Here is an 11875-nt window from a genome sequence, read left to right as displayed (position 1 = left end):
CTCAGATCGACCTGCAGGAGCGGTTCGTTTTTAATGACTTTTGTGAGCCCTTTTTGTCAAAGGTTTTCGAGTAATCTCATTTTCATTCATTTATAAAAGAATCATCCGCCAGCTGGTTGTATTTTACACTGTTTATAATGAAATTCTTGAATTTTCGATCTGCTTCTCGGTCAGCCTCGGTTAGAAGTCCACCTGTTTGATGAGTAATAATGACGGCTTTCTGCAAGTAGCTAAAAAACAAATGAGTGGACATAAACAGCATTTCCAGCCACTTTGCTCGTTCATCCGAAGCCATAGAAACCGCTTCGAGCTGTACGATCTTGCCATACCATTCTTCCATAATTCTTTTGTAATCGGGTAATTCTGCTGGATTCTTGGAGAGTGTGCTGTAATACGTATTAAAGATTGCATCGTAATAGAGAAGAGACTCAGATTGCTCCCTAAGCATCAGATATTTGTCCAAAATTGCTTCCAGCGATTGATGCGGTCGCTCAAAATTAAAGTCAGGTAACAATTGTCCGAACATCGTATTCAAATTTTCCGTATAAATCTCTGCAGCCAGTTCTTCCTTGTCCTTGTAATGATGATACAACGTTCGGCGTGCAACGTCCGCTGTCTCCGCTATTAGAGACATATCCGTGTTTTCAATTCCCTTATCACAGAACAGACCGAGTGCCGTTCTCTTAATGATCTCCCGGGTCATCCGGGTCTGCTTTTCCCGCAATTTCATATTGTCTTTCTGCCACTCCTTTGGATGTTCGTCTCTTAATCTTGCCCATTATCCAATTCTTCGATAAATTTATGTCCAACGGAATAGTTCTTCTGCTTATTAATGATATCATCCAGCCAATTCAGCAGCTTAACGCCATCTTGTTCTGCCTTATAGAAGGTTTCACGTGTAGCAAACGTATGCGGGGTTGTTCCTGTCTTGGCATTCAAGCCATAATCTGTTAAATAGTAATAATAATTCGGAATTGACGAATCCAAAGCCTTGGTAGATTCCCTCATTTGGCGAGACCAATCGGCAACGTTCCGCTGATCAAAAGGTCCTGTGTAATCATTAATTTTATTCTGAAAGTGGATTAATATCTCATCAAAGAGTGAGTAGGATTGCAATAAAACAGCATTTGCAGGCAATAGGTGGCTGTTGGCTTTAACAGCTGACCCAATTAAATCCGCTTCGGGGGAAAATCCGAATGTTTGTTTGAAATCTGCATGCCACTCGTTCTTCACGATATCTGGCCATTTGTCGGAATTTAAATAGGAGCTGTCAGAATATTGATAGATCTCCGATTCATTGTAGTGTTTGGCAATGGTATTTGCCCAAAAGGCAGACCCGAATCCTCCCGCACTTTCACCGGCGATCAGCAATTTATCGGGTTTATCTACATTTGCATAAATCCAGTCTAGGCTACTCTGTACATTATTCTTACCATTGTAATGCATGGTAAAGCTGCTACCATTTTTTTTCTTATATTCGGCACTATTATTGCCGACATGGAAATCACCAGTCGAATAGGGAATATACACGACATTCCATTCTTTGAAGGGATTGTCGGGATTATCGGTTGCCAGCATACCACCGAGTAACGTTAGCATGTAGAACGGAATGTTGGCAAAATAGTTCCCCGTATCACGGCCTGTCATGAAATTCATGATCTTAATCGGGTGCGAGGCGCTTTCTGCATCCCAACTGACCCCTCCGCCGGAAAAGAAGATAATCCAATTCGGGTTTTCTCCTTTTTTGGTCCATAAGTAATACTCCGATCCATCGCTTGAGAGAACCTTTTCGCCAAGGGTGACTTTGTTCCATTTATAGGGTTTGGTATCGGCCATAACAGGGATTGTTGTGGGTCTCTTAATAGCAAAAGCATAAATTGCAACAGAGCTCACTATAATGACGCATAATAGACTGATTACAAATACTTTGGTTATTTTACCTAGTTTTCTCATATCCATCACTCCCTTTATTGAGTATACGCCAAGAACACTAATTGCACAATATGTGCAATTAGTGTTCTTGAATACCTAATAGTGAGGGGATTTGTATATACAAAAAAATCCGAAAACTGGCGAAGGCTATCGCCAATTTCCGGAGTAATCCATTAGACCATAATATCTTGTGATTAGATAGCAGGCATAACATTGCCACCATTAACGGGAATGTAGGCACCGGTTATAAAGCTAGCTAAGTCAGAGGCTAGGAAAGCTACGACATTCGCAATTTCCTGATCAGTACCTCTACGTTTCAATGGGACAGATTGCTCATATGCTTCGTTATGTTCTGTCTTATTTTCGCGGTCATTCTCACTGATGGTCCAGCCTGGTGCGACTTGATTAACCGTAATCTGATTCGCTCCAATTTCCTTTGCGAGTACACGATAAATGCCATCCATACCTCTTTTACCAGCCACATAGGCCGATTGGCCAGGTGCATTCTGCATCGAACATTCGGTATTTATTCCAATGACACGACCTTGTTTACGTTCGATCATGGCAGGTACGAAAGCTTTGGACAAATAGACACTTTGCATGACACATGTATCTAGCTGACTAGCGTAATCTTCAAGAGGTTGGTCGAGAATCGACTTCCACTCATACTGGATCACAGCATTGGCGACTATGATATCAACAGTCTTGAAATGATTGAATATATGATCTCTCATACGTAGGACGTCATCAAATTGGGTCACATCGGCCTGTACAATCATGCAGCTACGACCGATAGACTCGATCTCTTGCTTCAATTCGATAGCCTTTGTTTCATTACCCCGATAGTGAACAACGATATTTGCGCCGCAATCAGCTAATGTACGTGCCATAACTCTTCCTAGCTGACCGGTAGCTCCTGTAATCAATGCCGTTTTACCTTGCAAATCTACATTCAGCATCTAAGTTCAATCCTCCCAAGGATGATAGATTACGATTAGACAGCCCAATCGCCTTTAAGGAAGATTTGTTCCTTTACTCCATCTTGCGTTACACCATAGATATCCATCTCCGGTGATCCCATCATGAAATCGACGTGGGTAATGCTAGCGTTCATTCCTTTGTCAGCAAGCTGTTCGGAGGTCATAGTCTTACCACCTTCAATATTAAAGGCATAGGAGCTGCCGATAGCAAGGTGACAAGATGCATTCTCATCAAACAACGTAGTGTAGTATAGAATATTACTTTGAGAAATAGGAGAGTGGAAAGGAACTAGAGCAACTTCACCTAAATAATGAGAGCCTTCATCCATGTTGATGAGACGATCAAGTGTATCTTGACCTTCCTCAGCGCTGTAACTCACAATACGTCCATTCTCAAAAGTTAGAGAGAAACCATCAATAATATTACCGCCATAGCTTAAAGGCTTGGTGCTGCTCACAGTACCGTTAACGCCTGTCTTCAGCGGTGCTGTGAACACTTCTTCCGTGGGAATGTTAGCTACAAATGATACGCCCTGTTCATTCACACTTCCAGCTTGTGCCCAAATATGACCCTCCGGTAATTCAATAGTCAGGTCCGTACCTGGAGCCACGAATTGGAGGCTATGGTACTTCTTGCTGTTAAGTTCATCTGACTTTGCTTGAAGTGTTTCGATATGATCATGCCAAGCCTGAATAGGGTCTGGTTGATCTGCACGTACAGCTGCAAAAATAGCATCCCACAGTTTATTTACTTGCTCTTCGGGTGCCACATCTGGGAATACTTTCGCTGCCCAATCTGGGGAAGGGAAGGCAATCCCGTTCCAGCTCATCTTATCGGCTTGTTGATATTGACGGTACTTAGACAGTGCTTGACCATACGTTCGTTGATGGTTAGCAATACGTTCAGGGTCTATGCCTTTAAGCATATCAGGACTTGAAGAGAGGATCGTTAGAAAAGCTGCGCCTGTCTCAGCCAATTCCTCCACCTCACCTGCATACCACTTGGGTGCTTCTAGAAAGGATTCATCCGATGCATACTCATAACGCATCCGAGATACAGCCTCATCTGAATAGTTCACTTTAACAAGCTTTGCACCTGCTTCATAAGCTTTACGCACAATAAGCTGGACTAGTTCGGCTGCGTCGATCATCGCGTTCAATACTAGGGTCTGACCGGGTTGGATATTGACACCAATCTTAACAGCCAAAGTTGCATAATTATCTAATTTTTGTTCATAACTAAGCATGAGTATTCCTCCATTATCTAGTAGTTTTTATTAAAATGCCCAATTGCCGTTACGGAATAAAGGTTCTACTGTACCATCCTCTGTAATACCGTCAATGTCCATCTCAGCCGAGCCAATCATGAAGTCGACGTGCGTGATACTCGTGTTCAACCCATGCTCAGTAAGCTGCTCTTTACTCATATCTTTGCCACCTTCGATGCAGAATGCATAGGCACTCCCGATAGCTAAATGGTTGGAAGCATTCTCATCAAACAATGTGTTGTAGTATAGAATGTTCGATTCCGAGATTGGAGATTGATGGGGTACAAGGGCTACTTCACCAAGGTAGTGTGAACCTTCATCCATCGCGACTAGATGCTCAAGTACTTCTTGGCCTTGCTCAGCAGATACACTAACGATGCGTCCATTCTCAAAAGTCACAGAGAAATTGTTAATAATATTACCGCTATAGCTCAAAGGCTTAGTGCTGCTCACGGTTCCGTTAACACCTGTCTTAAGTGGTGCTGTGAATACTTCTTCTGTAGGCATATTAGCTACAAAGTGATGTCCTTGTTCGTCTGTACTATCTCCTGCAGCCCAGATGTGACCTTTGGGTAATTCAATGGTAAGGTCTGTACCAGGTGCAGTATAATGAAGTTTCTTATATTTCTTGGCGTTGAGCGCTTTAGACTTGGACTCAAGTGTATCAAGATGAGTCTGCCATGCTTCGATAGGATTATCTTGGTCGACACGAACGGTATGGAAAATTGCTTCCCATAGACTCTGAACCTGCTCTTCGGGTGGGAGTTCAGGGAAAACTTTAGCTGCCCATTCCGGTGAAGGTACAGCGACTAAACACCAGCTGAATTTATCTGACTGTCCGTATGCCCGATACTTCGCTAATGCTTCCCCACGAGTTCTCTGAGCTGTGGAAATTCGTTCCTGCGGTATTCCGTTTAGTAGATCAGGATTCTCAGCTAGAACGGAAAGAACAGCCGCTCCATTCTCTACAAGTTCAATCAATTCACCTGCATACCACTTTGGGGGTATAGTAAATGCTTCATCTGCGGCTAATTCATATTGCAGACGTGTAACAACTTCGTCACTCCAGTTGACTTTAACTGTTTTGGCTCCTGCATCATATGCTTTCTTGACGATTAACCGAACGAATTCAGCTGAACTAATCGGGGCATTTACTACAAGAGTCTGACCTTTGTGTACATTCACTCCGACTCTAACAGCTAAATCGGCATATTTGTTCAATTGTTGTTGTAAATCAGTCATATGTATACCTCCACATTTTTAGTTACTCAACAGTTATTGTACTAAATTGGCAAGCATAATGAAAACTGACATGTATTTATCGCAAAAATGGTATACTATAGAAACATATTTTAATCAAAGGAGAACACTGTAAAATGAATGTACATATTGAGAGCGCAGATATGAAGAAAAATGAAGATGGACACTTTATCGGTCACACCCTGTTTAGTATTGAAGGATATAAAGATTCGTACGAGCTAACCTTCTTTAGCAAAAGGGGAAAAGAGTGGGATTATAGTATCAACTTTGCTAAGGAATCCGGTAAGGAAGAGGATTTACTTACGATCGATAAATTGATCGAAGAAGATGATGATCTATTCGATCAATTGCTAGATGCAGCGCTGGATTCAATGGAGCCGACAGCTTCGGAGTAAGAGAAGTACACAACCGTGTGTTCGCACGGTTTTTTTTGAGTTTTAGAAAGTACATGTTGTGGATGGGGGGAAATAGACATGTTTTATATACTCTCGATATTCATTATCATGTTAGATCAGATCACGAAGATATGGGTTCGTTCCAACATGGAGCTAGGTGAGGTCAAATTTTGGGGTAATGATTATATACACTTTAATTACTATGAGAATAGTGGAGCCGCTTTTAGCTCTTTTCAGGGATATGGACGTTTGTTTGCTATATTAGCCATACTCGTTGTCATCGTCATCGTGTACTACCGAAAGAAGGGTGAACTACAAGGGTTCATCATGAATGTGGGCACAGGATTGTTGTCAGGTGGTGCTATAGGAAACGCTATAGATCGGGTATGGCGCGGCAAGGTTACTGATTTCATAGTCCTAGGTTCTAATACTGGAATTATGAATTTAGCAGATATAGCGATCAATTTCGGGGTAATACTTATAATCATTGGGATGGTATTTACTAGAACAAGACGGAAAAAGAGAACGTCAATGGTATGATCATATTCGTGTAGCAACTTTAACAAACAAACTATTAGGAGGATCACATGAGAACCAAACATATAGCAACTTCCTCACTCATCATCATGGGAATTGGATTCCTACTCACTTTGTTCATGCCTCAAAATATTGTGGTTCGCTTGATGCAGGGTGGATTTGAAGCTGGGCTCGTCGGTGGTTTCGCAGACTGGTTTGCGGTTACCGCATTATTCCGTCATCCTATGGGCATTCCAATTCCACACACCTCTTTGCTTCTTAGCAATCGGACTAAGATTGTAAATTCTTTAATTGCAGCCATGGAAACGGAACTGTTGAATAAAGAAAGCATCAAGAACAAATTACGTCAGGCAAAAGTATTTAAAGCGCTAGCTTCGGGTGCTTTCAGAATGATTCGTAAGCGCGAGGTTCGAAAAAATATCGTTTTTTCTACTAAATCGCTGGTTCAAGCCCTTCCACTTGAGAAAGTAGCATCCTCCGTTCAGACTGCGATGGTGAGTTATGTAAGAAATAAAGAATTAGAGCCACTAGTCGCTCAAACGGCGATCTCTATTGTTGAGAAGCGATATGATGAAAAAGTGTTAGACTATGCCTTGGATTATGGTCAGAAGTGGGCTAGTAAGCCGGAGACAGAAGTTTTATTGGGCCAAATTGTACACAGTAAATTACAAGACCTACAGGTTGGAGGTATGAAGGGGTTCGCTATTCAGGCATTCATAGGTTTCATGAGTGAGGAGAAGCTAGGTTCCTTACTTACAGGCTTATTGGTTTCTTCTATAGAAGATCTATCTAATTCAGATAGTGCTTATCGGGAACGAATCCTTCAAGAGATAAGGGTCCAGCTAACAACGGCCGCTCTAAATCCATCTGTAACTCATCAAATTAAATCATGGATAGAGACAAAGCTAATAGATGAAAGTACGGAGAGGTTCATATTCAATCAATTGGGGGAGCTGAGAGGTCAATTGCTTCTTAAATTAGATCGAGAATATGACAATGGTGGACGTATCATATTATCCTCATTCCGTTGGGTGGTAACGACTTTAAATAAGCAAGAAGCTTTAGTTAATCGTTGGGAGCAAGGATTATTAAACCTTATTGTCAACCTTGTGGAATCAAATTATTATCGAATATCACTCTTAGTTAAAGATAATTTGGACAAAATGGATGATCAAACGCTAGTGGAAATGTTAGAGGATAAAGTGGGTAATGACTTACAGTGGATCCGAGTGAATGGAGCTTTATGTGGTTTTATTATTGGTATCCTTCTTACTGTGCTCCATATGGTGGTCTAATGTAGATTGGGTTTGTAGAAAGGGGGTTGACTAATGAAGACAAGACAACTGGGGTTATCCGATCTGTTGATAAGTGAGATCGGTCTTGGATGTATGTCACTTGGGACCGAAGAGTCATCTGCCATACCATTGATACATCAAGCCTTGGAACAGGGTGTGAATTTCTTGGACACCTCTGATTTATACGATGCTGGGCGCAATGAAGAAATCGTAGGCAAGGCTATCCAAGGTCGTCGTGATCAGGTTATTCTAAGTACTAAGGTTGGCAACAGACGTGTTGAAGGTCAAGACAGCTGGATCTGGGACCCATCTAAACAATATATCATTGCTGAAGTCAAAGAAAGTTTGAGACGTTTGCAGACGGATTATATTGATCTATATCAACTTCACGGTGGAACGATGGAAGATCCTATAGACGAGACCATTGAAGCATTTGAGCAATTAAAACAAGAAGGACTTATACGTTATTATGGGGTTTCATCGATACGTCCAAATGTGATTCGTGAGTATGTACAGAAATCCAACATAGTAAGTGTGATGAGTCAGTATAGTATTCTAGATCGTCGTCCAGAAGAGGAAATCTTACCGTTACTATCAGAACATGATATCAGTATGATCGTTCGTGGACCGGTAGCGAAAGGAATCTTATCTGCTGGTGGAGATCGAAAAGCAGATAATAAATATATGAACTACAGTTCTGATGAACTTCATAACGTACGCCAAAGATTACAATCTTTAGTTGAAGAGCATCGAAGTATGGCTCATATTGCTATTCAGTATGTGTTAGCTGACCCAGCCGTCGCTGTAGTTGTACCTGGAGCTAGTTCGTTACAACAACTCCTAGATAATATTGCTGCTGGAGATACTGCGCCTTTATCTGAGGAGGAACTAGCGTTCATTCGAGAGAATAGCAAGGAAGACCGCTATGAGCAACATCGTTAATAGAAAAGTAATTAAAAATTGATATTATCTATATCATGACTTATAATGATGTATTGTGAAAAAGGGGTAGATCTTAGGATTTACCCTTTTTTCACATCATGGAGATTGGTTCATCATATCAAGAAATACTAAAGAGGTTAGAATACATGGAGATGGATCAGATTATAAATCATCAAACTTCAAAGTCACAAGATAGCTTCTTACAAGGAGTTAAAGATTGTGTTCCTACATTGCTAGGTTACTTAAGTATTGGATTTGCGGCAGGTGTTGTCGGGAATACCTCAGGACTCAGCATAGCTGAAATAGCTCTCATGAGTGCATTACTCTATGCAGGATCAGGACAGTTTATCGCCGCGGGAATGATTGCTGCAAGCTCTTCGGTATCAGCGATTATCTTTACTATTTTTTTCATAAATCTTCGACATCTTCTACTAAGTGCTGCTCTTGCACCCGAAGTTAAGCGACTCACCGTTTGGAACAATCTAGTGATTGGTTCCCAATTAACAGATGAGACATTCGGTGTGGCAATGAATCGGGTCGCTAGTGGGAAAGCATTAGGATACAAATGGATGCTTGGGCTGAATATAACGGCTTACCTGAATTGGTTGCTAGCAACGGTCGCAGGTGGATTGCTAGGTAAATGGATTCCTAATCCAGAAGCATTTGGACTCGATTTTGCCCTACCGGCTATGTTCATTGGCTTACTTGTACTTCAATTGTATAATAGCCAAAAATTATTTATACATATGATCGTGGCCTTAAGTTCGGTACTCATTGTGATCGGTGCCAGTTATATTTTTACCGGAAGTATAGGGATTATCGTGGCTGCCGTTCTAAGTTCTACGATAGGAGTTGTGTTCGAAAGATGGAAATCAGATGGAATATCTTAATTATTATTTTGGGTTCTGCCCTTGTGACGTTTATCCCTCGCGTTCTCCCGTTAGTCGTGCTCAGTCGAATGCAATTACCTAATGGTCTCATTCGTTGGCTACAACATATTCCGGTTGCTGTTATGTCCGCCTTAATTGCTCAAGAACTGTTCATTGCAGATGGCCATTTCTCACTGGTTGTCACCCGGTTGGAATGGTTAGCTGCCATACCGACATTCGCAGTTGCCTTAATGACTCGGAGTTTACTAGGCACTGTCCTCGTGGGCCTTGTTTGCATGATGTTTCTTCGATGGGCTTTTTAAGTTGTAATAGATTGGAGGCATACCAGCAATGTATATGCACGAATTCCGTGTGAAGTCGAGGTTAATTGCCAGTAATCTCAAGAAAATCATTGGACATTTTAGTATTCCTAATTTACAATGATAAGGATTATCATTTGCAATAAACGAATTAATAAAATCATTCATACTTATCAATGTTCAAGGAATAGGAGGGGTCATATCATGGAATTGTCACAACTCATTAGAGAAAGAAGATCCATTCATCGATTTGAGGAACGAGAGGTTTCTCTGGATGTAGTTAAAGACCTGCTAGATACAGCTGTGTGGGTTCCTAACCACAGAATGACTCAACCATGGCGTTTTATTATTGTTCACGGAGAAGGTCGGAAGCGTATTGCAGAACTTAACCCGAAGGGGAAGGGACTCCTGAAGAGTGATCCTGAGAAAGCTAAAGAAGCGGGGCAGAATTTCTATAACAAAATGATGAATGTTCCGGTGTTTGTTATTGTTGTCATGAAAGAAAATCCAGTCATTGCGATTAGAGAAGAAGACTATGCTTCAACGAGCTGTGTCATTCACAATTTCAGTCTACTTGCTTGGGATCAAGGAATTGGAATGGTATGGGAGAGTTACGGATTCATGCACGAAGCAGCTTTCCGAGAAGCCGTAGGTGTTCAGCCAGGTGAAAAGGTTGTAGGAAGCCTGCATGTTGGTTATGCAGCTCAAGTCCCTAATCCTCAGAAACGTGTTCCAGCGGCAGACAGAATTAGTATCATTGACGAAGCATAGTATAAGTGTCTGATATGATTTCTATAGTTAACATACGAAAACCCAAGTGAACGTCCAGCAGGACAGTCACTTGGGTTTTCGTATGTTAATGAGATTTATACCGTTGGCCCTGAGCATGAATAATCACATCGGTAAATCTTTATTTGTGATATCTTTATCGGTATTACTCCTTTCGAGTCTTATTAAAGATCCACAAAAAACAGTGAAAGAGGTGCGTAATTGAACCTTCCAATCATACAATTCGGGCACATTAAATCAAGGGTACCTATTATTCAAGGAGGTATGGGTGTCGGAATTTCCCTGAGTGGCCTTGCTTCTGCGGTTGCCAATGCTGGTGCAATCGGTACTATTTCCGGTACAGGCATAACTACGGAGGAATTGAGAATCCATATTCGTAGAACAAGAGAACTCTCTAGAGGGATTGGATATATCGGTGTGAACGTGCTATTTGCAATGAAGGACTATGCCGAAAAGATGAAGGTTGCTTTAGAAGAAAAGGTGGATTTCATTATTTCTGGGGCCGGAATTTCTAGAGATGTGTATGCATGGGGAAAAGAATATGGCACACCCGTGGTGTCTATTGTTTCTTCTGCCAAATTAGCCAGAATTTCCGAAAAATTAGGTGCAGCAGCTGTTGTGGTAGAAGGCTTTGAAGCAGGAGGACATTTGGGAACAGACAGATCCATGTTTGATATCCTTCCTGAAGTAGTAGAGGAAGTTACAATTCCCGTCATTGCCGCCGGTGGGATCTTGACAGGAAAAGATGTGGCAAAGGCAATCCAGATCGGCGCATCCGGTGTACAAATGGGTACCCGTTTCGTAGCCAGTAATGAATGTGATGCCCCCTTAGAATTCAAACAGAAATATGTGGATGCCCGAGAAGGTGATACCGTATTGGTCAAGTCCACAGTAGGTTTGCTGGGAAGAGCAATTAGAAATGAATTTACAGATCTGATCAGCGATGATGCCAAAATAAAAATAGCCAAATGCCATAATTGTCTTAAAGTTTGCTCACATCGATTCTGCACGATGGAATCTTTACTCACCTCTCTTAGAGGGGACGTTCGGAACGGGTTGGTTTTTGCCGGGTCCAGAGTGCACGAGATTAAAGAGATACTATCTGTACAGCAAATTATCGACAATATTATGGAAGAATATAGGTCCGCGCATGTAGGGAAGATCTGAATTAGAGTTGGGGTATAAATTTGTTCTGTTTGGAAAGCTCTCTCTGAGGTAATGATTCATAGGTGATCACATCAGTACATGGCTAGATCACATTGATCTGGCGAATAAATACCTTTAAGAG

At 41.6% G+C, this 11875-nt stretch carries 13 protein-coding genes; 8 read left to right on the top strand and 5 right to left on the bottom strand.

What is annotated here, in order from left to right; genetic code table 11:
• Positions 1–82 precede the first annotated feature (82 nt).
• From UB51_RS26385 to UB51_RS10270, 5 genes are all read right to left on the bottom strand, one after another.
• On the bottom strand, positions 83–730 hold the full coding sequence (locus tag UB51_RS26385; RefSeq protein WP_052675852.1) for a TetR/AcrR family transcriptional regulator: 648 nt from the start codon (positions 728–730) through the stop codon (positions 83–85).
• 35 nt (positions 731–765) lie between these two features.
• Entirely contained in the window at positions 766–1953 is a 1188-nt protein-coding gene (locus UB51_RS10285) for a pectin acetylesterase-family hydrolase (protein WP_234405598.1), read from the bottom strand.
• 173 nt (positions 1954–2126) lie between these two features.
• Positions 2127–2891 (bottom strand): SDR family NAD(P)-dependent oxidoreductase, encoded by a 765-nt coding sequence (locus tag UB51_RS10280; RefSeq protein WP_445322361.1) that lies wholly within the window; start codon positions 2889–2891, stop codon positions 2127–2129.
• Between the two features lie 35 nt (positions 2892–2926).
• Entirely contained in the window at positions 2927–4159 is a 1233-nt protein-coding gene (locus UB51_RS10275) for an aminopeptidase (RefSeq protein ID WP_044877218.1), read from the bottom strand.
• Positions 4160–4189: 30 nt separating this feature from the next.
• Positions 4190–5422: an aminopeptidase gene (locus tag UB51_RS10270; RefSeq protein ID WP_044877217.1), complete on the bottom strand. Its 1233-nt coding sequence runs from the start codon at positions 5420–5422 to the stop codon at positions 4190–4192.
• Between the two features lie 134 nt (positions 5423–5556).
• On the opposite strand from UB51_RS10270, the gene UB51_RS10265 reads away from it, so the two are divergent.
• From UB51_RS10265 to UB51_RS10230, 8 genes are all read left to right on the top strand, one after another.
• Positions 5557–5835, top strand: coding sequence for a hypothetical protein (locus UB51_RS10265; RefSeq protein WP_044877216.1), 279 nt, complete (start codon positions 5557–5559; stop codon positions 5833–5835).
• Between the two features lie 78 nt (positions 5836–5913).
• Complete coding sequence (gene lspA, locus UB51_RS10260; protein WP_044877215.1) at positions 5914–6375, top strand: signal peptidase II; 462 nt, start codon at positions 5914–5916, stop codon at positions 6373–6375.
• 47 nt (positions 6376–6422) lie between these two features.
• The gene (locus UB51_RS10255; protein WP_044877214.1) at positions 6423–7667 is read left to right on the top strand and encodes a DUF445 domain-containing protein; all 1245 of its coding nucleotides are present in this window, start codon (positions 6423–6425) and stop codon (positions 7665–7667) included.
• Between the two features lie 33 nt (positions 7668–7700).
• The gene (locus tag UB51_RS10250; RefSeq protein WP_044877213.1) at positions 7701–8609 is read left to right on the top strand and encodes an aldo/keto reductase; all 909 of its coding nucleotides are present in this window, start codon (positions 7701–7703) and stop codon (positions 8607–8609) included.
• A gap of 146 nt (positions 8610–8755) precedes the next feature.
• Positions 8756–9499, top strand: a complete 744-nt coding sequence (locus tag UB51_RS10245) for an AzlC family ABC transporter permease (RefSeq protein ID WP_044877212.1) — start codon at positions 8756–8758, stop codon at positions 9497–9499.
• Complete coding sequence (locus UB51_RS10240) at positions 9475–9801, top strand: AzlD domain-containing protein (protein WP_044877211.1); 327 nt, start codon at positions 9475–9477, stop codon at positions 9799–9801. Before UB51_RS10245 ends, UB51_RS10240 begins: the two co-directional genes overlap by 25 nt.
• A 201-nt stretch (positions 9802–10002) precedes the next feature.
• Entirely contained in the window at positions 10003–10569 is a 567-nt protein-coding gene (locus tag UB51_RS10235) for a nitroreductase family protein (protein ID WP_044877210.1), read from the top strand.
• Positions 10570–10788: 219 nt separating this feature from the next.
• Positions 10789–11754, top strand: a complete 966-nt coding sequence (locus tag UB51_RS10230; RefSeq protein WP_044877209.1) for an NAD(P)H-dependent flavin oxidoreductase — start codon at positions 10789–10791, stop codon at positions 11752–11754.
• The last annotated feature ends 121 nt before the right edge of the window (positions 11755–11875 follow it).

This window comes from Paenibacillus sp. IHBB 10380, from assembly GCF_000949425.1.
In the GTDB taxonomy this organism is placed as follows: Bacteria; Bacillota; Bacilli; order Paenibacillales; family Paenibacillaceae; genus Paenibacillus_AQ.
The sequence above is the reverse complement of the archived record's forward strand: the minus strand, read 5'-3'. Positions and strand labels throughout refer to the sequence as shown.